Annotated in this window: 28 protein-coding genes; 9 read left to right on the top strand and 19 right to left on the bottom strand. The window is 62.3% G+C overall.

Translation table 11 applies throughout. From position 1 onward, the window contains the following. Position 1: 1 nt before the first annotated feature. Complete coding sequence (locus tag AB8A23_RS08945) at positions 2–1,498, bottom strand: sensor domain-containing diguanylate cyclase (RefSeq protein WP_170849588.1); 1,497 nt, start codon at positions 1,496–1,498, stop codon at positions 2–4. A 199-nt stretch (positions 1,499–1,697) separates the two neighbouring features. Here AB8A23_RS08945 and AB8A23_RS08940 point away from each other — a divergent pair, with 199 nt between their 5' ends. After that, positions 1,698–1,970, top strand: coding sequence for a hypothetical protein (locus AB8A23_RS08940; RefSeq protein ID WP_089266229.1), 273 nt, complete (start codon positions 1,698–1,700; stop codon positions 1,968–1,970). A 34-nt stretch (positions 1,971–2,004) separates the two neighbouring features. Here the strand turns inward: AB8A23_RS08940 and AB8A23_RS08935 are convergent, their stop codons facing one another. Continuing rightward, positions 2,005–3,687 (bottom strand): outer membrane beta-barrel protein, encoded by a 1,683-nt coding sequence (locus AB8A23_RS08935; RefSeq protein ID WP_120287201.1) that lies wholly within the window; start codon positions 3,685–3,687, stop codon positions 2,005–2,007. 264 nt (positions 3,688–3,951) lie between these two features. On the opposite strand from AB8A23_RS08935, the gene AB8A23_RS08930 reads away from it, so the two are divergent. After that, positions 3,952–4,929: a KpsF/GutQ family sugar-phosphate isomerase gene (locus AB8A23_RS08930; RefSeq protein WP_439060548.1), complete on the top strand. Its 978-nt coding sequence runs from the start codon at positions 3,952–3,954 to the stop codon at positions 4,927–4,929. 6 nt (positions 4,930–4,935) lie between these two features. Here AB8A23_RS08930 and AB8A23_RS08925 read toward each other — a convergent pair whose 3' ends face one another. Then, positions 4,936–5,484, bottom strand: coding sequence for a carboxymuconolactone decarboxylase family protein (locus AB8A23_RS08925; RefSeq protein ID WP_120287202.1), 549 nt, complete (start codon positions 5,482–5,484; stop codon positions 4,936–4,938). 73 nt (positions 5,485–5,557) lie between these two features. On the opposite strand from AB8A23_RS08925, the gene AB8A23_RS08920 reads away from it, so the two are divergent. Next, positions 5,558–5,899: a winged helix-turn-helix transcriptional regulator gene (locus AB8A23_RS08920; RefSeq protein ID WP_439059880.1), complete on the top strand. Its 342-nt coding sequence runs from the start codon at positions 5,558–5,560 to the stop codon at positions 5,897–5,899. Here AB8A23_RS08920 and AB8A23_RS08915 read toward each other — a convergent pair whose 3' ends face one another. The 6 genes from AB8A23_RS08915 to AB8A23_RS08890 form a co-directional block, all read right to left on the bottom strand. After that, positions 5,900–6,343, bottom strand: coding sequence for an NfeD family protein (locus AB8A23_RS08915; protein WP_120287203.1), 444 nt, complete (start codon positions 6,341–6,343; stop codon positions 5,900–5,902). It abuts the gene before it with no gap. Positions 6,344–6,353: 10 nt separating this feature from the next. Beyond that, entirely contained in the window at positions 6,354–7,343 is a 990-nt protein-coding gene (locus AB8A23_RS08910) for an SPFH domain-containing protein (protein ID WP_089265787.1), read from the bottom strand. A gap of 234 nt (positions 7,344–7,577) precedes the next feature. After that, positions 7,578–8,615, bottom strand: coding sequence for a ferrochelatase (hemH, locus tag AB8A23_RS08905; protein WP_439059881.1), 1,038 nt, complete (start codon positions 8,613–8,615; stop codon positions 7,578–7,580). Positions 8,616–8,686: 71 nt separating this feature from the next. After that, positions 8,687–9,856, bottom strand: a complete 1,170-nt coding sequence (locus AB8A23_RS08900) for a nickel/cobalt transporter (RefSeq protein ID WP_439059882.1) — start codon at positions 9,854–9,856, stop codon at positions 8,687–8,689. Between the two features lie 89 nt (positions 9,857–9,945). Further along, the gene (locus AB8A23_RS08895; protein ID WP_439059883.1) at positions 9,946–10,581 is read right to left on the bottom strand and encodes a DUF1007 family protein; all 636 of its coding nucleotides are present in this window, start codon (positions 10,579–10,581) and stop codon (positions 9,946–9,948) included. A gap of 13 nt (positions 10,582–10,594) precedes the next feature. Beyond that, positions 10,595–12,685, bottom strand: coding sequence for a M3 family metallopeptidase (locus tag AB8A23_RS08890; protein WP_120288015.1), 2,091 nt, complete (start codon positions 12,683–12,685; stop codon positions 10,595–10,597). A 131-nt stretch (positions 12,686–12,816) separates the two neighbouring features. Between AB8A23_RS08890 and AB8A23_RS08885 the strand changes: the two genes are divergently transcribed. The 6 genes from AB8A23_RS08885 to AB8A23_RS08860 all read left to right on the top strand — a co-directional run bounded on the left by AB8A23_RS08885 (position 12,817) and on the right by AB8A23_RS08860 (position 18,521). After that, positions 12,817–13,068 (top strand): hypothetical protein, encoded by a 252-nt coding sequence (locus AB8A23_RS08885; RefSeq protein ID WP_068728984.1) that lies wholly within the window; start codon positions 12,817–12,819, stop codon positions 13,066–13,068. An 874-nt stretch (positions 13,069–13,942) separates the two neighbouring features. Beyond that, complete coding sequence (locus AB8A23_RS08880) at positions 13,943–15,085, top strand: type III PLP-dependent enzyme (RefSeq protein ID WP_068728986.1); 1,143 nt, start codon at positions 13,943–13,945, stop codon at positions 15,083–15,085. A 148-nt stretch (positions 15,086–15,233) separates the two neighbouring features. Next, positions 15,234–15,830, top strand: a complete 597-nt coding sequence (locus AB8A23_RS08875) for a GNAT family N-acetyltransferase (RefSeq protein ID WP_120287206.1) — start codon at positions 15,234–15,236, stop codon at positions 15,828–15,830. Between the two features lie 54 nt (positions 15,831–15,884). Beyond that, positions 15,885–16,271 carry a RidA family protein gene (locus tag AB8A23_RS08870; protein ID WP_120287207.1) on the top strand — a complete coding sequence of 129 codons (387 nt, stop codon included), beginning with the start codon at positions 15,885–15,887 and terminating at the stop codon, positions 16,269–16,271. Between the two features lie 271 nt (positions 16,272–16,542). After that, on the top strand, positions 16,543–16,947 hold the full coding sequence (gene rnk, locus AB8A23_RS08865; RefSeq protein ID WP_120287208.1) for a nucleoside diphosphate kinase regulator: 405 nt from the start codon (positions 16,543–16,545) through the stop codon (positions 16,945–16,947). A 128-nt stretch (positions 16,948–17,075) separates the two neighbouring features. Beyond that, complete coding sequence (locus tag AB8A23_RS08860) at positions 17,076–18,521, top strand: saccharopine dehydrogenase NADP-binding domain-containing protein (protein WP_120287209.1); 1,446 nt, start codon at positions 17,076–17,078, stop codon at positions 18,519–18,521. Between the two features lie 215 nt (positions 18,522–18,736). Here the strand turns inward: AB8A23_RS08860 and AB8A23_RS08855 are convergent, their stop codons facing one another. The 10 genes from AB8A23_RS08855 to crcB all read right to left on the bottom strand — a co-directional run bounded on the left by AB8A23_RS08855 (position 18,737) and on the right by crcB (position 26,281). Then, on the bottom strand, positions 18,737–19,477 hold the full coding sequence (locus AB8A23_RS08855) for an acetoacetate decarboxylase (RefSeq protein ID WP_199711969.1): 741 nt from the start codon (positions 19,475–19,477) through the stop codon (positions 18,737–18,739). Between the two features lie 228 nt (positions 19,478–19,705). Then, positions 19,706–20,044 (bottom strand): hypothetical protein, encoded by a 339-nt coding sequence (locus AB8A23_RS08850; protein WP_439059884.1) that lies wholly within the window; start codon positions 20,042–20,044, stop codon positions 19,706–19,708. Positions 20,045–20,150: 106 nt separating this feature from the next. Continuing rightward, the gene (locus AB8A23_RS08845; protein WP_175367750.1) at positions 20,151–20,867 is read right to left on the bottom strand and encodes an MgtC/SapB family protein; all 717 of its coding nucleotides are present in this window, start codon (positions 20,865–20,867) and stop codon (positions 20,151–20,153) included. 96 nt (positions 20,868–20,963) lie between these two features. Beyond that, positions 20,964–21,986 carry a WD40 repeat domain-containing protein gene (locus tag AB8A23_RS08840; RefSeq protein WP_439059885.1) on the bottom strand — a complete coding sequence of 341 codons (1,023 nt, stop codon included), beginning with the start codon at positions 21,984–21,986 and terminating at the stop codon, positions 20,964–20,966. After that, positions 21,986–23,029, bottom strand: a complete 1,044-nt coding sequence (locus AB8A23_RS08835; protein WP_068729004.1) for a CobW family GTP-binding protein — start codon at positions 23,027–23,029, stop codon at positions 21,986–21,988. The genes AB8A23_RS08840 and AB8A23_RS08835 overlap by 1 nt, the downstream gene beginning before the upstream one ends. 51 nt (positions 23,030–23,080) lie before the next feature. Continuing rightward, on the bottom strand, positions 23,081–23,962 hold the full coding sequence (locus AB8A23_RS08830) for a metal ABC transporter substrate-binding protein (protein ID WP_120287212.1): 882 nt from the start codon (positions 23,960–23,962) through the stop codon (positions 23,081–23,083). 11 nt (positions 23,963–23,973) lie between these two features. Further along, on the bottom strand, positions 23,974–24,843 hold the full coding sequence (locus tag AB8A23_RS08825; RefSeq protein ID WP_089265777.1) for a metal ABC transporter permease: 870 nt from the start codon (positions 24,841–24,843) through the stop codon (positions 23,974–23,976). Positions 24,844–24,848: 5 nt separating this feature from the next. Further along, positions 24,849–25,607, bottom strand: coding sequence for an ABC transporter ATP-binding protein (locus AB8A23_RS08820; RefSeq protein WP_120287213.1), 759 nt, complete (start codon positions 25,605–25,607; stop codon positions 24,849–24,851). After that, complete coding sequence (locus AB8A23_RS08815) at positions 25,604–25,816, bottom strand: hypothetical protein (RefSeq protein ID WP_081421648.1); 213 nt, start codon at positions 25,814–25,816, stop codon at positions 25,604–25,606. The genes AB8A23_RS08820 and AB8A23_RS08815 overlap by 4 nt, the downstream gene beginning before the upstream one ends. 90 nt (positions 25,817–25,906) lie before the next feature. Next, positions 25,907–26,281: a fluoride efflux transporter CrcB gene (crcB, locus tag AB8A23_RS08810; protein WP_089265774.1), complete on the bottom strand. Its 375-nt coding sequence runs from the start codon at positions 26,279–26,281 to the stop codon at positions 25,907–25,909. Positions 26,282–26,300 lie beyond the last annotated feature (19 nt).

Genomic DNA, 26,300 nt, shown 5'->3' with positions numbered 1-26,300 from the left:
GCTAGGCTGCAATCGCCTGGTGCGCATCGCCTGCGATGACACACTGGTTGCGGCCTGCGGCCTTCGCCGCATAGAGCGCCTTGTCGGCAGCTTCGACCAGTCCCGTCCACTCCATCGTCACCAGCGGCTTCACGCTGGCGACGCCGATGCTGACCGTGAGCATCGCAGGATCGGCCGGCACCTGTTCGACGCGACGTCGAATGGTTTCGGCAACCTCATAGGCATCCTGCACGGTCGCACCGGGCAGCAGCACGGCGAACTCTTCCCCGCCATAGCGCGCGGCACAGTCGCCGGCCCGCTTCGCCGCTCCTGCGATGCAATTCGCGATCGCGATCAGGGCAGTGTCTCCGGATTGATGACCGAAGCTGTCGTTGAAAACCTTGAAATGGTCGGCGTCGATCAACAGCAGTGCCATCGGCCGTGAATGCCTGATGGCGCGACGCCATTCCAGCTCCATCGCCGCATCGAATTTGCGGCGATTGCGCAGTCCAGTGAGACCATCGGTCGTGGCCAGTTCTTCGAGCTTGTGCTCTGCGTGTGCGCGGCGGCCTATTTCGCGTGCCAGAAACAGTGTCACCGCGGTGATGAAGATAATCAGCGCCAGCATGATGCCGCCGATCTTGATCGCCTGCTGATACCACAGACTGTAGATGCCGGCCCACGGCCGGCCGACGATCACGAGCAACGGCCGACCGCTGTCGCGCCACACATAGAGGCGCTCGATCTGGTCAACGACACCGACGCCCGAATACGACCCGTTGGACCGGCTCAGCGCCCGCATCACGCCGGGGGTCTTGCTCAGATCCCTGCCGACCACGTCGAGATCGAACGGCGTACGCATGATGACGACGCCGTCGCGGCGGATCACTGTGATGTTGTCGTCCTTGTTCAGCCGCAAGCGGCCGAACAGATCATGAAAATAGGCGAACCGGATGGCACCCGCGACGACGCCGGCAAAATTGCCATCGACGTCGGTGATGCGGCGGCTCAGCACGACGGAATACGCGCCCCGGTGCAGCATCGGTTTGCTGACATAGAGCCCGCGCTCGCCGTCGAACTTGTGTACCTTGAAGAACTCTTCGTCGGCACTGCTCTGCTTGGCAGGATCGAGCGATGCCGCATCGATGATAAGATCGCCATGCGCATCGAACACCTGAATGGATGCGAACTGGCGCGCTGATGCCGCATTGTCGAACAGGATCAGCTGGCGCATTTCCTTGCTGAGCTTGTCGATCTCGGGCGTATTGATGCCGGAAATGACAGCGCGCAACGACAGATCGTATTGTTCAACGGTTCGACCTATATCAGAATCGATGGAGGTGGCGAGGTTCTCGGCAGTCTGTCGCGCGAGCGCTTCCTCGCCGCGGCGCATATCGAGCATCACAGTGCCGCAAACGGCCGAAAAGCCAATGATCGTGACCAGCGACGACAGAATCAACAGCTTGGCCGATAACGGCCAGCGTCGAATTCCCGTGCTTGCATTGCCCGACTTCATCATGTGCTCCGTACCCCACGGATCGCACGCGAATGCTTGCCGAGCGCTTAAGTACCGGCTTTGGGTTCCACACGGCGTTAACGAACGGTTGCGGAAAATGCTCGGATGACGCACTTCCGATGTCGATTTACCGAAATCGCGCTGTAGCGCCTGATCGCGCGGGCGCGTATGACGTTTGCGAGATTATACCGAGGACAATTCCGTGCCTGACTACGACCTGCTCCGCGCCTACCTGGCCAGCCAGACCAAGGACGAATTCGTGCTGAGCATGGATGCGATCGAGGAGATCATCGACGACGCGCTGCCGCGCGCGTCGCACCGGGCCTCGTGGTGGGAGACCGAGCGCGCGCCCGATGAGCACATGCCGCAGCGCGAGGCCTGTATCGCAGCCGGCTTCATCGCCATCCGATTGCCCGATGGCTCCGGTGTGAAATTTCGCCGGAAGACGGCCAAGTTCATGCGGAAGTGGAATTAGGACGAGCGACGTGGCGCCCAGCGATTTTTGACCGCTATCGCTGCAGTCTCACACCCAGCATCACCACCGTCGAGGCCGTGCTCGCGCCAAGGATGTTTGAATCCAGGATATCGCGGCGCACCTGCGCCTTGAGCTGGATTTCACGGTTCAGCTTGTAAACGAGATCACCCTGCAGCGAGTAGATCTTATCGAAGCGGAAGTTTTCCTGATAGTCCTGCGTCACGTAAGTGAACTTGCCCGTGGCCGTCAGCCAGCGCCGGAAGTCGTGATTGACCTCAACCGTATAGGTGCGTGTGAGAATGCCGGGAACGCCGGGCACGGTGGTCTCGTCGATCGACGTGGTCGAAACGAATTTCGCAGTCGTCAGCGGTGTGGCCGTCCAGATCAGCGACGCTGACGTCAGCAGGCCCTTGAGAACCTCCAGCCGCGTATCCGTATAGCTGCGCGCTGCATAACCGATTGAGGCTTCGCCCGTCAGTAGACGCGTGAATTCAAACGTCGTGCCGGCCTTGATATAGCCGCCGCTGGAATCCCTGAGATAGCCGAAGCGATCCGCCCGATCGTCGTGCACGCGCACATCGCCTTGGACTTCGGCGAACGGCTTCAGACCCGGCAGCACTTCATAGGTGGCGCGGCCGACGCCGCCATACTGATTGAAATTACGGTCATTGTTGTTGGTCTGGGTGCCGTCGGTCAGTTTCGAATCCTGATAGACAGTGCGATCGACGAGACCATCGACCTTGATCTGAAGGCGGTTGAAGTCCTTCTCGACCCCCAGCGACCCACCAGTCGTCGTGAACAGCGGGAACTCCTTCAAGCCGGCCTGAATGTTCGGGCTGCCCGGATTATCCGCGCCGACCCGCATACGCATTTCGCTGTTAACGCGCAGGTCGCGGGCGACATCGAGACGACCGGCGATCTTGCCGTTGAATTCGGCGCGATCGACATTTTCGGGTGCCGGCGAAGTCTGGAATGGCGCTGCGGGAAACTGCTTCTCATAGCCGGTGAAGGATCCGCGCAGATCCACGATGATCGAGTGCCGCGTCCAGTCGGTTGCGGCCAGCAGCTCCGGCGCGACCTTGTAGAACGACGACCCCTTCGGCTGCACGAAACGCGCCGGATTGTTGTCGAAACCGCCATAGATTTCCACGGCTGACTTCACGAGAAAGCTGCCGACGCGCACGCCGGTCGGGGCATAAGGATCGGGATCAATCGGCAATCGCCGGCGCGGCGGCTGACCCACCACGGTGCCGGCAACCGACGGCGCAACGGGGGGCTTGGCGGCCTTGGCCGATGGCGGTGACGGCCGCGTCTCGGGCACCAGCGGCGGCGGCGGGCTGCCGGGGCCCACTGGCGGCTTCGGCTTCTTCGCGCCCGGATAATATTTGGTCTGCTTGCGCTTGCGGTTGAGCGCATCGAACCCGGTGCCGGCGGCGCCCGATGCAGCGGGCAGCGGCGGCGTGATGATCGATTGCGGGATGCGATCCGGCGATAGCTGGCTGGTCTGCAGCGTTCCAGTTGGCTGGAGCGGCGCATCCGTCGTTCGGCGCGTCGGCAGATTCTGCGGTGACACGAAACCGCCCGGGACCGGCGCCAGCAGGTCTGACGTCAATGCTTGCGAGAATGCCGGAGATGGCGTGAGGAGGCTCAGGCACAGACATGCCGAAACCGCGCCGTTGGCCCAGGCGCGGTTGCGGCGGTCGCGTACTCGACCCATCCTCACGATCAGAAAAACTCCAACACTATCAAAAGCTTACAAAATCAACCAAGAGCGACGCCGGAGGCGCGCGCGACAACTCATGGTTAAGGGAGTTAAAACGCTTATGGTTAATGGCCCGTTGAGATCGCATCGGCGGGGTTTCGCCAGGCAGGCCCAGCCGTGCTAAGAGGACGGCGACACAGCCGGACAATTTACGGCCCCAGGATGCTATTGATGCCCCTCTCCAAGACACCCGGCCTTCCGACGAAAACGACGGCAGCGATGAGCGATCAGGCCATTGAAGCGATTGCCTCGGCGCTGCGTACGCTGGAGGCCGAAGCCAGCGGCGTCACTGCGCTGGCCACCGCGCTGCAATCCGACCTCGGCCCGGCCTTCGTCGCGGCCGCCGACCTGATCCTCAAGGCCAAAGGCCGCCTGATCATCACGGGCCTCGGCAAGTCCGGTCATATTGGCCGCAAGATCGCCGCGACCTTCGCATCGACCGGTACACCCGCCTTTTTCGTGCACGCCGCCGAAGCCAGCCATGGCGATCTCGGCATGATCACGCCCGACGACGTCATCATGGCGCTGTCCTGGTCCGGCGAGCAGCCGGAGATGAAGAACCTTATCACCTATGCCAAGCGTTTCAGGATCGGCGTGGTCGCGATCACCTCCGAAGCCACCTCGACGCTGGCCGAGGCCGCCGATGTCGCGCTGACGCTGCCGAAGGCGCGCGAGGCCTGCCCGCATAATCTCGCGCCCACGACGTCGTCGCTGATGATGCTGGCGATGGGCGATGCGCTGGCGATCGCGCTGCTGGAAGGCCGTGGCTTTACGTCGGTGGATTTCAGCGTGCTACATCCCGGCGGCAAGCTCGGCGCAATGCTGAAATACACCCGCGACCTCATGCATTCAGGCGACGCCGTGCCGCTCAAGCCGCTCGGCACCAAGATGTCCGATGCGCTGGTGGAAATGTCCTCGAAGGGCTTTGGCTGCGTTGGCATCACCGATGGCAACGGCCATGTGGTCGGCATCGTCACCGACGGCGATCTCCGCCGTCACATGCGCGCCGACCTGATGACGGTTTCGGTCGATGAAGTCATGACCAAGAATCCCAAGACCATCAGCCGCGACCTGCTCGCCGGCGAGGCGCTGGGAATCCTCAACTCGTCGAAGATCACCGCGCTGCTGGTGACGGACGCCAGAAAGCCCGTCGGCATCGTGCATCTGCACGATCTGCTACGGGCGGGCGTGGCGTAAGCCACGTTAGCTTGCAGTTCGCAGGAACCTTGCCGCATTCGCTTCGAGTGGCAATGCCAAGCCGTTCGCGATGTACGACACCGTACGATAGAATCCACACAGCAGGATGATCTCGAAGATTTTCGCGTCATCGTAGTGAGCGGCCAGCGTCTTGAACTCCTCATCGCTGAGCGTGGCGCGGTGATGCAGCGCATCGACTGCCGCGATCAGAGCTTGTTCCGCTGACGACCAGCATGTCGCCTGTGAGTCACCGTCAACGGTCGCCTTCACCTCAGCTTCCGTCAGTTTCGCCGCTTCTGCAAAGGTCGCGACATGGACGCCCCATTCATATTCGCATCCGCTCAGTGCGCAGGTGCGATCTATGACAATCTCGCGCTCCCGCAGCGACAGCGGTCCACGATCAAGCAGGCCAGCTGCGCGAAATTTGCTCCATGCCCTCGGATGACCGGCGATCACGCGAAACAGCATCAGCGGCGGCGCCCCGCGCATGATCGCATCGAATTGCGTCTGAATGTCGGAAGCATAAGGCGGCTGCAGCGGCGCGATGCGTGACATGCCCAACTCCTGCGCTACAATAATCGTAGCGACATGCTACATATTCTGTAGCGCCCTGCAAGAGAGTAATGTGATGGCAAAGTCCGTTTCCAAGCCGCCCAGACGCGGTGTGCGCGGCTCAACGACCGGCCGACCGATCATGGCGCTGCTCGACCTGCTGGGCCGGCGATGGACGCTGCGCATTCTCTGGGAGTTGCGTGAGCGCTCCCGGACCTCGCGGGCGCTGCGCGAGGCTTGCGACGACGCGTCCCCTACCGTTCTCCAGGCACGCCTGAGCGATCTCAGAGACGCGGGTCTAATCGCGCTGCAGCCGGACGGCTATGGGCTGACGGATACAGGCCGGGAGTTGCAGGACACCTTCCTGCCACTGCATCACTTTGCGGAGCGGTGGAGCAAATCGCTGGCGGCTGACTGATCAGGCCACGTCCACCGTCAGACTGGCCCCATCCGCCTTCACGATCTTCACCCGCGTCCCCGCGGGCGTATCCGGCCCGCTGACGCGCCACACTGTGTCGTCGATCCGCACGATGCCCTCGCCGTCGATAATCGGCCGATCCAGCGTGCAGATACGGCCGACCAGCGCATCGCTGCGCTTGTTGAGGAACGGATTCGGATTGGCGCCGGGCTTCTGACGCGCGATGCGTCGCCATAGCGGCACGGCGGCGACGGCGAACAATCCGAACAGCAGGATCTGCACCTGCCATGACGGCGTAACGATGAAGGACAGCACGCCGACCAGGAATGCGGACAGCCCGAGCCAGAACATGAAGACGCCGGGCGCCAGCAGCTCCAGCGCCATCAGAAGCACGCCGAAGATCAGCCAGTTCCAGCTCCCCAAAGTGACGAACATTTCGGCCATTGCGAAATCCCTAGCTGCGCGGCGGCGTTGTACCCGCCGGCGGCACTGATCCGCTGCGGCGCGCGGCAGCCTGGGCCGAGGTCGAGTTCTCGCCGAAGGTCGCCTTGGCGATCTCGCCGATACCGGCCAGCGAGCCCAGCATGCTCATGGCTTCCACCGGCAGCATGATGACCTTCTGGTTCGGCGATTCCGCAAGCTGGCCGAATGCCTTGATGTATTTGTCGGCGATGAAGTAATTCAGCGCCGCAACGTCACCCTTCGAAATCGCCTCCGACACCACCCGCGTTGCGTTGGCTTCGGCCTCTGCGGAACGCTCGCGTGCCTCGGCGTCACGGAACGCAGCCTCGCGGCGCCCTTCCGCCTGCAGGATCTGGCCCTGCTTGGCACCTTCGGCACGGAGAATTTCCGACTGGCGCTGACCCTCGGCCTGCAGAATGTCGGCGCGCTTGACACGCTCCGCCTTCATCTGCCGGCCCATCGCCTCGACCAGATCGGCCGGCGGCACGATGTCCTTGATTTCGATACGGTTGACCTTGAGGCCCCATGGGGAGACGGCGGCATCGACGACGCGCAGCAGCCGCTCGTTGATCTCGTCGCGATGCGACAGCACCTGGTCGAGATCCATCGAGCCCATCACCGAACGGATATTGGTCATGGTCAGCACGATGATCGCCTGATTGAGGTCGGAGACCTCGTAGCTTGCCTTGGCCGCGTCGAACACCTGGAAGAACGCGACGCCGTCCACGGTGACGGTGGCGTTGTCCTTGGTGATTACTTCCTGCTCGGGGATGCTGATCACCTGCTCCATCATGTTCATCTTGCGACCGACGCGGTCGAAATAAGGAATGATGAGGTTGAGGCCCGGCGACAGCGTGCGGGTGAACTTGCCGAAGCGCTCAATGGTCCAGTCATAGCCCTGCGGTACGGTCTTCACACCGGCAAACAGCGTGAAGATGATCAGCAGCACAACGGCGATGGCGAAAATGTCGTAACCGGACATCAAAGTCTCCCTGCGGCAAAATGGACGCGCAACATATGGCGCCTCGTTGTTTTGTCGACGTGGAGGATTTTAAGGTTCGAAATCGGGAAAAGCGAGAGCGCCGACGTGATCGCGAGCCACGGACCTCTCAGCCGTCATTGCGAGGAGCCCTTGCGACGAAGCAATCCAGTCTTCGCTTGTGGCTTCTGGATTGCTTCGCTGCGCTCGCAATGACGTGGATGGGTTGGAGCGCCCTTAGATCCAGCCCTGCAGCTCGCGCAGCACAAGCTGGCGGATCGTGTCCATGCCCTCGTCGCTGTCGTTGAGGCAGGGGATCGCAGAGAATTGCTCGCCGCCATTATGCATGAAGATCTCGCAATTCTCCTGCGCGATTTCTTCCAGCGTCTCCAGGCAGTCGGCCGAGAAGCCAGGCATTACGACGGCAATGCGACGCACGCCGTCCTTGGCGAGCTGCTCGATGGTCTTGTCCGTATACGGCTGAAGCCAGGCATCGAAGCCGAAACGGGACTGGAAGGTCAGCAGCAGCTTCGGCGCGTCCGGTCCGAGCCGCTTGCGCAGCGCTTCGGTTGTGGCCACGCATTGCGCCTGATAGGGATCGCCCTTGTCGATATATTTCTGCGGCATGCCGTGGAACGACGCCACGATCATTTCCGGCACGAAGGACAGCGTCGCCAGATGCTTCTCGATCGAGATCGCCAGCGCGTCGATATAATCCGGCTCATCATAATAAGGCGGCGTGACCCGCAGGGTCGGCTGCGCCCGCATGGTGCCGAGCACGCGGAACACTTCGTCGCAGACAGTCGCAGAGGTCGCCGCCGAATATTGCGGATAGAGCGGCACCACCAGAATGCGGTCGCAGCCTTTTGCGGTGAGTTCAGCGATGCGGGAACGGATCGACGGATTGCCGTAGCGCATCGCCCAATCCACCACGAGATGGGTATGACTATCGAGCGAGGCTGCGAGCTTGTCGGACTGCGCACGCGTGATCGTCTTCAGCGGAGACTCGTTCTTCTCCGTGTTCCAGATCTTCACATAGTCCTTGGCCTTGCGGCGCGGCCGCGTGGTCAGGATGATGCCATTGAGGATCAGCTTCCACAGCAGGCCCTGGTTCTCGATCACGCGTGGATCGGACAGGAACTCTCTGAGATAGACACGCACGCCGCGGGTATCCGCCGTGTCGGGAGTTCCGAGATTGACCAGCAAGACGCCGACGCGTTCCGGTATCTCCAGGGTGGAGGCCGGTGGCTGCTCAAGGGAAACGACATTTGTCATGATGCCGGTGGCTTCGCGCTTTGGCTGGACCTTGTCAAGACGACGGACTGTCCATCAGGGCAGGACAGCGATCAGAAACAGGTGACGCGTTCGGCCGCGACATAGCCCAGCAGCAGGCCAACGCCGAACAGCATCACCAGCGCCGCCGCGCCGAACTCAATCCCCCGCATCACCAGCGCGCCACTGCCATCGCGGCCACCGGCCAGACGGCCGGCGAGACCCTTGGCGGAGACGGCGAGGACGGCAATGGTCGCCACGGTGATCGCGGTTCCCAGGCCCATCACGAAAGTCGCAGCGATGCCTGCCCAGAACATGCCCTGCGCCAGCGCGAAGACCAGCACGAGGATCGCGCCGGAACACGGCCGGATGCCCACCGTGAACACCGCCGATAATCCACGCGCCCAGCCGCCGGGGCCTGCGAGCTGATCCGGCGTCGGACCGTGGGAATGGCCGCAATGCTCGTCATGAACGTGATCATGATGACTGTCGTCATGGTGCACATGTGCTGAAGCCGTCGCCTCAGCATGCGCCGTATGGGCGTGCGCATGAGCATGCGCGTGGCCATGATGATGGTCGTGGTGATGGTGGTCATGGCCGTGATCGTGCGTATGCGCGGACGCGCTGGCATGCGCCATCGCGAGCTGCGGGCCAGCGGCCGGCAGCGACGGTCGCAAGGCGCGGACAAAGCCGCGCCCCTTGGTCCAGACCAGCCGCGCGCCGAACGCCGCGATCAGCCCGTAGCTCGCAATCTCCACCCAGCGCTCGGTGCTGCACATGGTCTTCGCCGTGACATTCAGCAGCCATGCGCCAATGCCCACGATCAACACCGCCACCAGCGCCTGCATCAGCGCCGAGACGAAGGACAATATGATACCGCGCTTGGCGGTCTCTTCATTGGCGACCAGATAGGACGAGATCACCGCCTTGCCATGGCCGGGGCCGGCGGCGTGGAAGATACCGTAGGCAAAGGAGATCGCCAGCAGCGTCCACACCGCGCTGCCGTCGGATTTTGCGGCACGGATGGTCGCCGACATCGCCCGGTAGAATTCGGACTGCTTGGTGAGCAACCAGCCGATGATGCCGCCGACTTGCGAGTCCGGCACGCCTTTCGGCGCACCGAACGGATTCTGCGCCAGAGCGTGATGCAGCGAAGCGTCGGTCATGGCGGCGACGACCAGCACTGCCGCACAAACAAGAACGACACTCCATCCGCTCGTCATGGCCGGGCTTGTCCCGGCCATCCACGTCTTCCGGATGCCGGTGTCTAGGCGTGGATGCCCGGGACAAGCCCGGGCATGACGCGGAGAGAGACCTGTCGATGAAGTTACACTCATGGGCAATCGACCGTGATCTTATTGGCGAACATGGCGCCGTAATTGCTGTTCTCGCCATTCATGAAAGTGTCTTCGTTCATGGTCTGCGCCTTGGCGGCGCCGTCCGACGGGCGCTGGATCGCCGTCGTACAGGAGGCCGGCGCGCCGGCGAGCTTGATCGGATCCTTCTTCTCAAGGCCGAAATCGACGAAGAAGCTTGGATCGAAGATTTCGAGCTCCATCTTCTTGGCCTTGAACGGCGTCTTGAAGGGCAGCGTGAAGTGCAGCACCAAAGCTGCATCACGCTTTTCCAGATAGTAGTCGACGGGATCGTTGAAGCGCTGCTTCTTGCCTTCCACCTTGGCGAAGGTGAAGAAGGCGAATTCCTTCAGCGACTCCACATTGGTCTGTGCCAGCGGCGCCAGTTCCTCGCGGGTATAGACGCCCTTTGTCTTGCTCTCGATGCCCTGCAGCGCATAGGTCGAGAACATGTCGTCGAACACCCAGGCATGACGCACACCTGTGATCGTGCCGTCCGGCGCGTAGATCAGTTCGCTCGATGCCGTGACGAAGACATGCGGGTGGGCGGAGGCAGCAGTGATGCCGCTGGCCAGCGCAGTCATGATCGCGATCAAACCCAAAAAGCGGTTCATCAGAAGCATCACCTCACGCCGCCTCAGGCTCTTCCAGCAACCCGCGCCGCCGCAGCAGCGCATCCGGCGCGGGGGCACGGCCGCGGAACGCTATATAGGCCGCCTCCGGATCGACCGAACCGCCCGACGAATAGATGTCGTCATGCAGCCGCTTGGCCACTGCGGGATCGAAGATGTTGCCGGCTTCCTCGAAGGCGCCGAAGGCGTCCGCATCCATCACTTCGGACCACATGTAGCTGTAGTAGCCAGACGCATAATGATCGCCGGAGAAGATGTGCCCGAACTGCGTCGGCCGGTGTCGCAGCGCGATTTCCTCGGGCATGCCGATCTTCTCCAGTTCCTTCTTCTCGAAGGCCGCGACATCTGCCGAAGCAGACGCCGGCTGGGTGTGGAATTCGAGGTCGATCAGCGCCGACGAAACGAACTCCACCGTGGCAAAGCCCTGGTTGAACTTGCGGGCAGCGATGAACCGCTTCAGCAGATCGTCGGGCAGCGGCTCGCCGGTCTGGTAGTGCTTGGCGAAAGTCTGCAGCACCTGCGGCTGCTCCTGCCAGTGTTCATAGAGCTGCGACGGCAGTTCGACGAAGTCGGTGAACACCGAGGTGCCCGACAGCGAGGGATAGGTGACGTTCGAGAGCATGCCGTGCAAGCCATGGCCGAATTCATGGAACAGCGTGCGCGCATCGTCCGGCGACAGCAATGACGGCTGGCCGTCTGTGCCCTTGGCGAAGTTGCAGATATTCAGCACCAGCGGCGCCACGTCGCCGTCGAGCTTCTGCTGGTCGCGCAGCGAGGTCATCCAGGCACCGGAGCGCTTCGACGGGCGGGCGAAGTAGTCGCCATAGAAGATCGCCTTGAGCGCGCCCGCGGCATCCTTGACCTCCCAGACGCGGACATCCGGATGCCAGACCGGCACGTCCTTGCGCTCGGCGAAGGTGATACCAAACAGACGCGTCGCGGTGTCGAATTGCGCCGCGATCATGTTGTCGAGCGTCAGATACGGCTTGATCGCCGCATCATCGAAATTGGCGCGGCGCTGGCGCAGCTTTTCGGCATAATAGCGCCAGTCCCAGGCGGCGAGCTTGAAGTTGCCGCCCTCCTCCGCGATCAGCTCCTGCAGCGCATCGCGGTCGGCGAGCGCGCGTGCGCGTGCCGGCTTCCAGACCCGCTCCAGCAGCCCGCGCACGGCCTCCGGCGTCTTTGCCATGGAGTCTTCCAGGCGATAGGCCGCGAAGGTCGGGAAGCCCAGGATCTTCGCGGTCTCCTCGCGCAGCTTCAGGATTTCGACGATGGTCTCGTTGTTGTCATTGGCATTGCCGTTGTTGCCGCGCTGGATGAAGGCCTTGTAGGCCCTCTCGCGCAGGTCGCGCCGCGCCGCGCTTTTCAGGAACGGCTCCATCGAGGACCGCGACGTGGTGATGATCGCCTTGCCAGTCATGCCGCGCTCGTCAGCCGAGGCCCTGGCCGAGGCGACGAAGCTCTCGGCGAGCCCATCGAGATCGCCTTCGCCCAGCTCCATGAACCACTTCTGCTCGTCGCCGAGCAGATGATGGCTGAAACTGGTGCCGAGATGCGCGAGACGCTCGTTGATCTCAGCCATCCGCGCCTTGGCGGTCTCGTCGAGGCCGGCGCCGGAGCGGTGGAAGCGGGTATAGGTCCGCTCCAGGAGACGCATCTGTTCGGTGGTGAGGCCGAGCTCGGCGCGTTTGTCGTGCAGCGCCACGATGCGGCCGAACAACACGGCATTCATCATGATCGGATTCCAGTGCCGCGCCATCCGCGACGACACGTCCTTGTCGATCTCCAGGATCGCCGGATTGGAATGCGCCGACACCAGATCGTAGAACACCGATGCCACACGGCTGAGCAACTTGCCGGAGCGCTCCAGCGCCGTGATCGTATTGGCGAAGTCAGGTGCGGCCGGATCGTTCACGATCGCGGCAATCTCGGCCGAATGGTCGAAAAACGCCTGTTCGAAGGCCGGCATGAAGTGCTCGGGCTTGATCTCGTCGAACGGCGGGGTCTCAAACGGGGTCTGCCAGGCTTTCAGAAGCGGATTTTCGAGACCTTTCGACGCAACCGGCGAGACCGACGTTTCTGACATAAGAAATCCTGCTTTGAAGCCCATAGAATGCGTCGATCTATACCACGCGATGGGGCTTTTTTGGGCCCTTTAGTGCTTGCCGCAGCAGGCTTTTTCGGAGAGATTGCGGCCCGAAACAGGACCTTGAGATTATGACCACCTCCACCGCCCCTCGCCGCATCTACTGGCCCAGCGTCATCACCGTCATCTCGGCGGCGATCCTGATCGGCGCGGAAGTGTTCGGCGCCGCCTTCGCGGGCGGCTGGGCGCTGTCGATCCTGTTCGGCCTCTCCACCACCGGCGAGCACATCCTGCAGGTCTGCCTGTTCCTGTGCGGCGTCGCCATCATGGTCGCCTTCCTGCGCACCGCCGCACGGATCGAGCCGTTCACCCGCCGCGGCTGATCGCTGCGTGCTCGCGCAGCTCCACTCTCTGGCTTCCTCACACTCGACTGTCATCGCCCAGCCAGGCGCGCAATTGCGTGCTTGAGTCGAGCGCCAGTCACCCGGGCTGCTCGTGATTCGTCGCTAGCTGTAGCGTTTACGGGATCCTTCCTCTCGCGGAAGAAGACACCGAGAGCGAGATGACAGCCGCACGAGAGGACGACTACAGGACCATGACGCTGGTGTAGTTCAGCACTCCACGCCAGCCCCAGACTACGCCAATTCCTTAACCGAACTTAACATCCGTTCATGTTGAGCGCGCTGAGTGCGTCTCGTTTGCAACGCTGCGCGATGGCGTTGAATAAAATGCCCCGCAGCCCAAAAAAATTGTTGCGTAGCAGGGTCAAAGAACCTATTTCCGGTCTTGCCCAATTTCGCACGTGCCTGTGGTCGTGTGTCAGTCGGTAGGTATCCGGACAAGAGGCCGGACAGCCGCCAAGGGATGAAGAAGCCGAGGGTCGTTCGCGGAGTTTTGCGAAAGGCCAGCATCTCTCTCCAGAGATGCCGTTGAAGGTGACTTTGTTCTTTGCAACCGTGACTGGCAGCCGGAGGCGAACCGGCGCACCTCGTTCTCAACGGGGGACGCGACTTAAAGCAACGACGGAGCGGGCTTTTTTGGTCTCTGCTGGCTTTCCAACAGCCAGCGCGAATACCGAAGAGGCTTGTCCTTCATTGCCAGGTGTGCGGTAGGGTCACCCCCAACCAATCCACGGCAGCACTTACGGTCTGTACTTTTGGCTTTGTCACGCCTCCATCGCGTGCCTGGGTCCGAAAGCGCTGAACCGTCATCATTTTTTGAACGTGACCCTTTCGCGGGGCCGTTTGGGAGAGTGCTATGACCGAACGTATTCAGGAATTCCTCCGCGCCCGCCGCAACGAGGGCACCGATGTTGAGCCGTGCCTCGTCGTCGACCTCGAAGTCGTGCGCGACAACTTCCAGAGCTTTGCGAAGGCTTTGCCTGATAGCCGCGTGTTTTACGCGGTGAAGGCAAACCCGGCGCCGGAAGTGCTGTCGCTGCTGGCCTCGATGGGCTCGTGCTTCGACTGTGCGTCGGTGCAGGAAATCCAGATGGCGCTCGACGCTGGCGCCACGCCGGACCGCATCTCCTTCGGCAACACCATCAAGAAGGAACGCGATATCGCGCGCGCCCACGCGCTCGGCATCGGCCTGTTCTCGGTCGACTGCGCCGCTGAGGTCGAGAAGATCGCGCGTGCAGCTCCTGGCGCCCGCGTGTTCTGCCGCATTCTCTACGATTGCGCCGGCGCCGAGTGGCCGCTGTCGCGCAAGTTCGGCTGCGATCCGGAAATGGCTGTCGACGTGCTGGACCTCGCCAAGCGTCTTGGCCTGGAGCCCTATGGCATTTCGTTCCATGTCGGCTCGCAGCAGCGCAAGGTGAAGGCATGGGACCGTGCGCTGGCGATGGCCTCGTCGGTGTTCCGTGACTGCGCTGAGCGCGGGATCAACCTGTCCATGGTCAATATGGGCGGTGGCTTCCCGACCAAGTACCTCAAAGAAGTCCCGGCGGTCGTGCAGTACGGCCGTTCGATCTTCCGTGCGCTGCGCAAGCACTTCGGCAACGCGATTCCGGAGACCATCATCGAGCCGGGGCGCGGCATGGTCGGCAATGCTGGTATCATCGAAGCCGAAGTCGTTCTGATCTCGAAGAAGAGCGACGAGGACGACGTGCGCTGGGTTTACCTGGACATCGGCAAGTTCGGCGGTCTCGCCGAGACCATGGACGAGTCGATCCGCTACGCCATCAAGACGCCGCATGACGGCGCCGAGATGACGCCCTGCGTGCTCGCCGGCCCGACCTGCGATTCGGCCGACGTGATGTATGAGAAGCTGCCGTATCCGCTGCCCGTGACTCTCGAGATCGGCGACAAGCTGCTGATCGAAGGCACCGGCGCCTATACGTCGACCTACTCGGCGGTGGCGTTCAACGGCTTCCCGCCGCTGCGCACCTTCCATATCTGAGCGTTGCAAATTTAAGTTCGCTCACTATATCCGGCATCCACCCCGGATATGACTAATCGGAGAGCCGGCCCGCCGGCTCTCATCCCGTCACCTTCCAATTCTGGATGACAACACTCCGTGTGAAAAACGGAGTGGGGACCGACATGCCATGACCGATCTGCACGAGACCGCCACCAACAACACTGTTGCTTTGCCCATCGCAGCCCCTTCGTACGAGATCCGTGCGGAACGTGGCTCCGACGTCGCCGCCCGTGAATCTCTGCTGGATGTGTGCTTCGGCGCTTCGCGCCATGCCCGCACCTGCCAGCGACTGCGTGACGGACGACTGCCCGCCGAAGGCCTGGCCTTCTCGGCGGTGGTGCAAGGCAGGCTGGTCGGCACGATCAGGCTTTGGCATGTCGACGCCGGGGGCCGAGCTGCACTGATGCTCGGCCCCCTCGCGGTCGATCCGGGTGCCCGCGACCTTGGCCTTGGCGCCGCGTTGATGAATCACGCGATCGCCGAGGCCTCGGCGCGCGGCCATGGCGCCATCGTGCTGCTCGGCGATGCCCCCTATTACGCGCGTTTCGGATTCTCGCCGGACAGGATGGCCGCGCTGGCGCTGCCCGGGCCGTTCGAGCGCGATCGCCTGCTCGGCCTCGAACTGAAGCCCGGAGCGCTGGATGGCGCCCGCGGCATCATCTTCGGAAGCGGTAAATGGGTCCGCAAGGCTGCTGAGCCTGCCGATCTGGCCCACGCAGCTTGATTTGACCACCAAGGCACGGCATTGCGGAGCTCACCTCTGCAGGAGAGCCCGGTAATGACGCGCAAACTGATTTCCACCGGATCGCCATTCGAAAAGACCGCTGGCTACAGCCGTGCGGTGGTCGACGGCGATTTCTGCTTCGTGTCCGGAACCACCGGCTACGATTACACCACCATGATCTTGCCGGTCGATGTCACGGCACAGGCACAGAACTGCTTCAAGACCATCGAAGCCGCGCTGAAGGAGGCCGGCTTTACCATGGCCGATATCGTGCGCGCGATCTACTACATCACCGACGCCAGCGACGCCGACAAGGTGTTCGCGGTGACCGGTGCCCATCTCGGCGAGATCAGGCCCGCTGCCACGCTTCTCGTGGTCGCCGGGCTCTACAAGCCCGAGATGAAAGTCGAAATCGAAGTCACCGCCAAGCGGCGCAGCTGATCGTCAACCGAGCGTCAGACACACCCGTTGGACGTCGCTGCTAGCAACGGCGCCATCGCCGGTTGACTTTCACTGCAGGATACATAGGTTTCGGCCATCATGACGAACCTGCCCCGCAACCGCTTACTGCTCCGCGCCGGTCACCTTCAAGCAGGAATGTGACCCGGGCGCACGCGCGCGTGCCGTCCGGGCTTGTTCGATTTCAGCATCCTCATCATTCTTGGCATGCTCGGGCGCTTTGCGCGCCGGGCGTCATTTGGCTGTGAAACCCATGATCCATTCCCTTCGCACTGAGCTGCCGCCCATCACACTCCGCCGCAGCGACCGTGAGCGTCTCGGCGTACTGGCCGAGGCCGCTGCAGAGAAATACCCCGTGACCGCCGACTTTCTGGCCGGCGAAGTTGAGCGCGCGACGATCGTGCCTGACACTCATCCATTGCCCGGAATCGTCGGCATGGAGTCCGATGTGACGTTCCGCGACGATATCAGCGGGCAGGAAAAGCACGTCACACTGGTCTATCCGACCTCCGCCGACGTGGACGCCGGGCGAATTTCGGTATTGACCCCGATCGGAGCCGCGCTTATCGGCCTTTCTGCGGGGCAGTCCATTACATTCGAGACGCCCTCGGGGGAACCACGTTCGCTGACCGTTCTCTCAGTCGGCATACGGCGCTGAGCTGCATTTAATACCGGCATCGAGATTTCATTCCCGAAATTTCATTCTGATGTCACATCGTCACTGTCCTTTCCCAACCGCGCACGACGCAGCGCGTTCATCTTGATCCTGTCTGGAGTTAGAAGCTGATGTCCTCATCCCCCGCCTCGCCGATCTACGCGAAGATCACTGGCCCCATCGTGATCGTCGGCTTCGGCTCGATCGGCAAAGGCATGGTGCCGATGATTGAGCGGCATCTCGACTACGACAAGTCGCGCATCACCGTGCTCGATCCCAAGGACGAAGGCCGCATGGCGCTGTGCGACAAGCATGGTCTGCGCTTCATCCAGCAGGGGCTGACCAGGGAGAATTATCGCGAACTGCTGACGCCGCTCCTCACTGAGGGCGGCGGCCAGGGTTTTTGCGTCAACCTGTCGGTCGATACCGGCTCGGTCGATATCATGGAGCTCTGCAACGAGCTCGGCGCGCTCTACATCGACACGGTCAACGAGCCCTGGCTCGGCTTCTATTTCGACGCATCGAAGGGCGCCGAAGCGCGCTCCAACTACGCTTTGCGCGAAACGACGCTGGCCGCCAAGAAGGCACGCAAGGCCGGCTCGACCACGGCCGTCTCCTGCTGCGGCGCCAATCCCGGCATGGTCTCCTTCTTCGTCAAGCAGGCGCTGCTGAATGTCGCTTCCGACCTGAAGCTCAATGCCCCCCAGCCGAAGACCAAGGCCGAATGGGCGGACCTGATGCGGCAGGCCGGTATCAAGGGCGTCCACATCGCTGAGCGCGACACCCAGCGCTCCAAGTCGCCGAAGCCGCCAGAGGTGTTCGTCAACACCTGGTCGGTCGAAGGCTTCCTCTCGGAAGGCGTGCAGCCGTCCGAACTCGGCTGGGGCACCCATGAAAAGTGGATGCCGGAGAATGCACACACCCATGAGGCCGGCTGCGGCGCTGCGATCTACCTGATGCAGCCCGGCGCCAATACGCGCGTGCGCACCTGGTGCCCGACGCGCGGCGCGCAATACGGCTTCCTCGTCACCCACAACGAGTCGATCTCGATCTCCGATTATTTCACAGTGCGTGACGCTTCGGGCACCGCGGTGTTCCGGCCGACCTGCCACTATGCCTATCACCCGGCGGACGATGCGGTGCTGTCGCTGCACGAGATGTTCGGCTCCGGCAAGATGCAGACGAAGCACCACATCCTCGACGAAAACGAAATCGTCGACGGTATCGATGAACTCGGTGTGCTGCTCTACGGCCACGACAACAATGCCTACTGGTTCGGCTCACAGCTCTCCATCGAGGAGACGCGTGAACTCGCGCCCTATCAGAACGCCACCGGCCTGCAGGTGACCTCCGCCGTGCTCGGCGGCATGGTGTGGGCGCTGGAGCACCCGACCGAAGGCATCGTCGAAGCCGACGAGATCGACTTCGAGCGTCTGCTGGAGATCCAGACACCCTATCTCGGCCCGGTGAAGGGCTACTACACCGACTGGACGCCGCTCGAAGGCCGCCCGGGCCTGTTCCCGGAAGATATCGACACGAGTGATCCGTGGCAGTTCAAGAACGTGCTGGTGCGTTGAACTGAGTGCTCAGCCTGAATGAGTAACGACGAAGGCGGCAGTGTCGGACACTGCCGCCTTTTTTGTACCTTCGCATTTTATGGTGAGGCTCTACCTTCTCCCCACGTCATGGCCGGGCCTGACCCGGCCATCCATCTTCGTTGGACGGTGCAGAAAGGTGGATACGCGGGTCAAGCCCGCGTATGACGTCGGCGTGTGAGGAGGCCCTGGACAGCTCACTTCGCCAGATAATCAAACGCCACTTCGCCCAATCCCAGCGTCAGGTCGCACTTGAAGTGCAACGCCGACACGACCTCTTTCACCGGCAACCGCGCCACATCCGCCAGCGCATGCGGGAACAGCCCGAGTGCCGCAGGTCCGGTCCACGCTTCCTTCAGATTGATCTCTTCCAGATGATAGCGCACCAGCTCGCAGATGCGCGGCGAGCCGTCCACATGCGGGATGATCTTCAGAATAAAGTTTGGCACCGTCAGCGCATGCATCACCGTGTCATGATCCACCGGCCGGTGCTTGTAGCCCATAGTGCCTGAAGCGCAGAGCACGGAGCCGTAATGCAGCGTGCCGACCAGCACGTCGCTCTCCACCACGATCTTCGGGGTTGCGCGCTTCTTCGGGAAGCCCCAGAGCTCGCGGCCACCGGCAATCGGCGCATCGTCGTCGAGATACATCGAATGGATATAGACGCCCTCGACGCCGTTGAGGCGGACCGGAATCGCCTGCCCGGTTTCGGTGTAGTCGCCGAAGCCGGTGGAATCGGGCATGCGGATGAATTCGTATTTGACGATGTTGTCGACGATCTCCAGCGGCTCCGGCACCACGGCCTGCAGCGCGTCCATGTCGGTACGATAGCTGATGATGAAATATTCGCGGTCGTAGAATTTGTAGGGCCCGCGCGGGAATGACGGATTGGTCAGCGGCATCGAATAGGCGTTACGCCTGATATCTTCGATCTTCATGGTGCCCCCTATGAAACTGTTGGCAGGGAGTATGAAGGCGGTCGATGAAACTGGCGAGACTATTGTGCGGGCAGCGTCAACAAACACCGTCCTCATCCTGAGGAGCGCGCTCTTCGCGCGCGTCTCGAAGGATGGCGGCACACTGGGAGAACCCGGCCTCATGGTTCGAGACGGCGCAAACGCGCCTCCTCACCATGAGGGACTTTGACAGCGACCTCGAAAGCTCCGCTATTTCATGGTGATCGGCGGCGCCGTTTTCTCAGCCGGCGCTGGTGGCAGCGCCGGCTTGGCGCCGGCATCGCGTGCTTCTGCATCCGGACGCGCCGGCTGCGGCGGCGTTTCCTGCGGGCGCTGGCCAGTGGTCGCGGGTTCTGCGGGGGCCGACGGCTTGTTTTCGGCACCAGGCGTCGACTGCAGTGGCGGCGTCGCCTGGGCAAATCGAGCGGATGGTGGCGTCAGCGTGAGCCGCGCCATTGCCGACGTCGATGCGCCCAATCCTGCTGCGGTCGCCAAGATCGCGATCGTGAAATACGTCCGGAACACGCGCGTCTGGGTCGTCGGGATCATGGCATCCACCGCAGTTAATGTGCGGTGACAACGGGAGCCGGCCGCCAAAGTTCCCGAGCCGGAAAGTCGCAGATCGCCTATGGCGCCCTGGACTTCTTCTGGACGACTAGTCCTTGGTGCTGACGTCCCATGTGGCGTTGCGCACGCCGGCATACGCCTCGAGCCGGGCGGCCACGGCATCCAGCTCCTTGGGATCGACGGCCGTCGAGACCAGCGTGGCCACGATCTCCTGCTGGGTGTCGCTCTGCTCGATCACATCGACATCGCCGACCGGATATTTTGCGGCTTCCAGCGCCTCCTGCAGGCGCTCGCGCATCTCGGGCACCACCTCGGGGGAGACCGTGAGCCGCACGTAATAGGTCACTTCGGACGACTTCGCGTCCAGCGGCGCCCGGTTGATCGCATTAACCAGCGGCCGCAGCAGCGTATTGCCGGCCAGCACGAAAACGGTAAGCGCGATAGCCTGTGCGATCATGTCCGCGCCGGCGCAGGAGCCCACCGCGGCCGAACTCCACAGCGTCGCTGCCGTATTGAGGCCGCGCACATTGGTGCCTTCCTTCATGATGACGCCCGCGCCGAGAAAGCCAATGCCGGAGACGACATAGGCGATCACGCGCACCGCGCCATCGGCACCGTGCAGCTGCATTGCGAGATCGACGAAAGCGGCCGCCCCGAGCGCCACCAACACATTGGTGCGCAGGCCCGCGGTGCGCTGGCGATATTGTCGCTCCGCACCGATCAGCGTGCCCAGCACAAAGGCCGTGGCCAGGCTGAGCAGCGTGTCGAGGAAGTCGTAAGTCTGGAATGTCGCCAAAAATCGCATGATGCCTGCATGCGTACAGGAAGTGACGGGCGGATGACAATGCCGCCTCGCACCAACCGTCGTGAACTCCCTCTCCCCACAGGGGAGGTGAAAGAGCTACAGCTCCAGCAGCCCGGCGTCGCCGTCCTGATCGGCAAAAGCCAGCAGCGTACCCTTGGCATTCCAGGCCAGCGCGCTGACGGGCTGCCCTTTGTTGGCCCGCACCAGAATTTCCGCGCCATCGGTCATGCGAACCATCAGGATAGTGCCGTCACTGTAACCGGCGGCCAGAATGTCCTGCTTGGGATGACAGGCCACCATGGTGACCTTGGCCTTGAGCGGCGCCAGCATCGCCGGCTCCTTGCCCATCGGGCCGTCCTTGCTGGCAAACGGCCAGATGATGACCGTATCGGCGCCCGAGGTCGCGAGACCCTTGCCGCCGGCGCTCCAGGAAATCGAGCGCACGCGTGCCGGATAGCCGGTCATGCGCATGTGCTTGCCGTCCACGAGACGCCAGCCATGCAGCGCCGGCTCATGCATCGCGGTGACCAGAAACTTGTTGTCCGGGCTGAAGGTCACGCCGAGATGCGAACCGGCCCATTCCAGCACTTCGGCATTGCCGGCCATGTTGGGAAACCACAGCGTCACGCCGTTGTAGTGGGCTATGGCGAGCCGCAACCCCTTGGGTGCAAATGCCAGACCGCCAACGGTCGATGGCACCTCGAAGAATTTCACCTCGCCTTTCGGCGCCTGCACGAAGGCCGTCTTGCCCGCCGACCACGCAACAGCACCGTCGGGATGCAAAGCTACACTGTCGATCCAGCGCCGCTTGGCGTCGGTCGCAAAGGTCGAGACTGTGCCGTCGCGGTCGAGCACGACGACCTTGCCGTCGTCGCAGCCCATCACGATGCGCTTGCCGTCGGAGGTCGAGCACAGGATGCCACCGAACGCGACCTCGACCGGCAACATCGCGCCTGCCGGATCGACCAGCGTCACCTTCTCCTCGGCGCCGACAAAGGCCGCCTTGTCGCCGAGAAAATGCACTGATGTGACCGACGCACCGATGGCCACCGGCAACACGCGGTCGGTGACCGAAACGATGGATTCCTGCTCCTGCAGCGGATTGAAATCGGACATCATCAGGCGGGGATGCAGCGTTCGAAGCCGTCGCGGATCAGCTGCTCGGGCAGATCGCGACCGATAAAGACAAGACGGCTTTCGCGCTTCTCGCCGTCCTTCCACGGCCGCTGATGATCGCCTTCGAGCATCATGTGGACGCCCTGAAACACGTAGCGGTCGTCGTCGCCGGAGAACGACAGGATACCTTTGGAGCGCAAAATCTTGCCGCCCTCCTTGGCCATCAGATCCTGCAGCCAGGGCATGAAGGTCGATGCATCGAGCGCCTTGTCGGTGCGCAGCGACATCGAATGCATGTCCTCGTCGTGATAGTGCTTCAGACCACCGTGGCCGTGATCATGATGGTGATGATGGCCGTGATCGTGGTCATGATGATCGTGACCATCGTCCGCATTGAGGAATTCCGGTTCGATCTCCAGAATACGATCGAGATCGAACGCGCCGCGCTCCAGCACGTCGGACAGCTTCACCTGCGCGCGTTCGGTCTTGTGCAGCTTGGCGTAGGGGTTGATGGCGCGGATGCGCGCCTCGACTTCGGCGAGCTCAGCCTTCGACACGAGATCGATCTTGTTCAGCACGATGACGTCGGCAAAGGCGATCTGGTTCTTGGCTTCCGGCGCATCCTTGAGGCGATCGCTCAGCCATTTGGCATCGGCCACGGTCACGACCGCATCGAGCCGCGCATGGGCCTGCACGTCTTCGTCGACGAAGAAGGTCTGCGCCACCGGCGCGGGATCGGCGAGACCCGTGGTCTCCACGATGATCGCGTCGAACTTGCCCTTGCGCTTCATCAAGCCGTCGAGAATGCGCACGAGGTCGCCGCGCACGGTGCAGCAGACGCAGCCGTTGTTCATCTCGAACACTTCTTCATCCGCGCCGATGATGAGATCGTTGTCGATACCGATCTCGCCGAACTCGTTGACGATCACGGCGTATTTCTTGCCGTGGTTTTCCGACAGGATGCGGTTCAGCAGCGTGGTCTTGCCGGCGCCGAGATAGCCGGTCAGCACGGTCACGGGAATTTTGTTGGCAGTCGCTTCAGACATGATCTCTCCGGCGGGGTCTTGTGCAGCGCCGGCAGCAGGGGTGCCCCTGCGCTAACTGGTCAGCGCGCTCGTCAGCGCCTTTATATTGTGCCTGACCATATCAATGTAAGTGGGTGCATCGCCGTTTTCGGGCGTCAGGCTGTCGGAATACAGCGTTCCGCCGATTTTTGCCCCGGTCTCGGCGGCAATCCGGCGCATCAGCCGGGGATCGGCGATGTTTTCCAGAAAAACCGCCGGAATTTTCGAGATCTTGAGCTGAGTGATGATGACCGCGATATCCTTGGCGCTGGGCTCGGAATCCGTCGAAACGCCCTGCGGCGCAATAAATTCGATGCCATAGGCCGCCGCGAAATAGCCGAAGGCGTCATGGGTCGAGATCACCTTGCGGTGTGCTTCGGAAATGGTGGCGATGGCCGCCTTCACATCACTGTCGAGGGCAGTCAGCTTCGCGAGATAGGCCTCGGCGTTCGCCTTGTAGATGTCGGCACCTGCCGGATCGGCCTTGGCCAGCGCATCGCGAATGTTTGCGACATAGACCTTGGCATTGCCCACCGATTGCCAGGCGTGCGGATCCTCGTGCGAGTCGAGCTTGCGCGGTGCGATGCCCTGGGTTGCGGTGACGATGACAGCCTTACCACCCGATGATTTCACCAACCGCGGCAGCCAGCCTTCGAAGCCGAGGCCGTTAACGACAACGAGCTTCGCATCGGCGATCTTTTTCGCGTCACGCGGCGTCGGTGTGTAGACATGCGCATCCCCATTCGGGCCGACCAGGGTCGTTACAGCGACTCGCTCGCCCCCGACATTGCGCACGAAGTCACCGAGGATAGAGAAGCTGGCGACGACATCGATCTTGTCCTGCGCCCGCGCCGGGACGATCGCCGTGACAAGCGACAGGACAGCAGAAAGGACGAATATGCTGGATTTCCGCATGACTGACACACCTACGCCTCAAGATGCCGGCCGGGGAACAACTGCCTTACCAAGCCACTGACATTGCCGAACAAAACCGAAAATACGTAGAGTACTGCGGCGACCAGAATGATCGCGGGACCGGACGGCACCTTGGTCTGGAACGACAGCACCAGACCGAAGTAACCGGAGACCATCGCGCTCGCGACGGAGATCATCATCATCCCCGTGATATCGCGCGACCAGAACCGCGCGATGCCCGCCGGCAGGATCATCAGCCCCACCGCGAGCAGCGTACCGAGCGCATGAAAGCCGTTGACGAGATTAACGACGACCAGCGCCAGAAACGCCAGATGCGCGGGTGCACCGGCGCGCGAGACAGTGCGCAGAAACACCGGATCGACGCATTCGATGACCAGCGGGCGATAGATCACCGCCATCACCACCAGCGTAATCGTCGCGTTGAACGCGATCACCAGCAGTGTCTGATCGTCGAGTGCGAGAATATTGCCAAACAGCACATGCAGCAGATCGATATTGGTGCCGCGCATCGAAACGATGGTGACGCCGACTGCCAGTGATACGAGATAGAACGCGGCCAGCGACGCATCTTCCTTGATGACGGTGACGCGCGACACCAGACCTGCCAGCAGCGCAACAGAAAAACCTGCAATCAGGCCACCAAACGTCATCGCGAACAGATTGAGCCCGGAAAACAGGAAGCCGATCGCAGCCCCTGGCAGGATGGCATGCGCCATCGCGTCGCCGACAAGGCTCATCCGCCGCAACATCAGGAAGACGCCGATCGGCGCGCCACCGAGCGCCAGCGCAACCACGCCGGCCAATGCGCGGCGCATAAATTCAAATTCGAGGAAAGGCGCGATCAGCGCATCGTAGAGCATGTCGATCAGGCCGCCCGCGAGTGTGCGGCATCGACAACACAGGTGCCGGCGCCATCGTCGAAGGCTTCGCACATGCGCCGCGCCTCCAGCAGGTTATCCGCCGTTAGCACCTGCTGCGTTGCACCCCAGGCCACGGAGCCGCGGGCAAGCAGCAACGTCTCCGGGAAATGCGAGCGCACCATCTCCATATCGTGCAGCGCCGCCAGCACCGTGCGCTTTTCTGCGTGCCAGTGACGCACCAGCGCAATCAGATCAGCCGACGTCTTGGCGTCGATCGCATTGAACGGCTCGTCGAGCACGATGACGCGCGCATCCTGCAGCAATACACGCGCGAACAGCATGCGCTGCATCTGGCCACCGGACAGCGTGCCGATATTGCGGTTCTCGAATCCGTTGAGGCCAACAGCGGTGAGGGCCCGTCCAATTTGCTCGCGTGCGTTCTTGCCAAGGCCGCCCAATATCCCCGTCGTGCGCCAAAGCCCTGTGCCGACGAAGTCGAACACCGAGATAGGGAATGTGCGGTCGATATCGACGCTCTGCGGCAGGTAAGCGATGTCGCGCGCCTTCAGGCCGCCAAGTGTGATCGCGCCCGTCAGCGGCTTCAGTATGCCGACGATGCCGCGAAACAGCGTGGATTTGCCGGCGCCGTTCGGCCCAACCACCGCGAGCAAACTGCCAGCGGCGATCTCGCCATTGAGGTGATGCACCGCCGGATGCCGGTCATAACCCAGCGTGACGTTCTGGAAAGCGAGCTGTGTCGTCATGATGGCCTCATCGCCAGCAGAACCACCGCCCAGAGCGCTGCGGAGACCGCCAGCGCAGCCCCCAGCCGTGCGGGCAACGTCATGCGCAGGATCGACCAGGGCGCGGGCTGGGCCGGATGCGGGCTTGCCGGGCCATGGCTGTGGGTATGACCGTGGCCGTGCGCGTGACCATGGGAGTGGTCATGACCGTGGGAATGGGAATGCGCCATGAAATCGGGCCTGAGCCAGTGGAAACCCGGCGCCAAAACGCCTCACTGTCATTTATGTTATATTATAACATACCGCAAGCCCGGAGCGGATCAGGCGAAATGGCGGACCAGCGCCAGGCCGGCAAAGAGCCCGGCAATCGACAGCACCACTGAGCCCAGCACATAGGCCAGGGCAAGGCCCAATTCGCCGCGCTCATAGAGCACTGCCGTATCCAGTGAAAAGGCCGAAAAGGTCGTGTAGCCGCCGAGGATGCCGGTCATCAGGAACAGGCGCCAGGGCTGCGAGGCCTCACCCTTGTAAGCGAGATAGCCGGCGATCAGGCCCATCACCGTGGAGCCAGTGATGTTGATGATGAAGGTGCCCCACGGGAACGCCGCTCCCATGCAGCGAGCGCAGGTCATGTTGATGACATGGCGCAAGGTGGCGCCAAGGCCGCCGCCGACAAAAACCAAAACATAATTCATCTAATACCCGCTGCGCTTA

This window comes from Tardiphaga sp. 619_E2_N8_4 (assembly GCF_051810905.1).
GTDB lineage: Bacteria > Pseudomonadota > Alphaproteobacteria > Rhizobiales > Xanthobacteraceae > Tardiphaga > Tardiphaga robiniae.
Note: the sequence above shows the minus strand (reverse complement) of the source record. Positions and strands in the feature narration are given on the sequence as shown.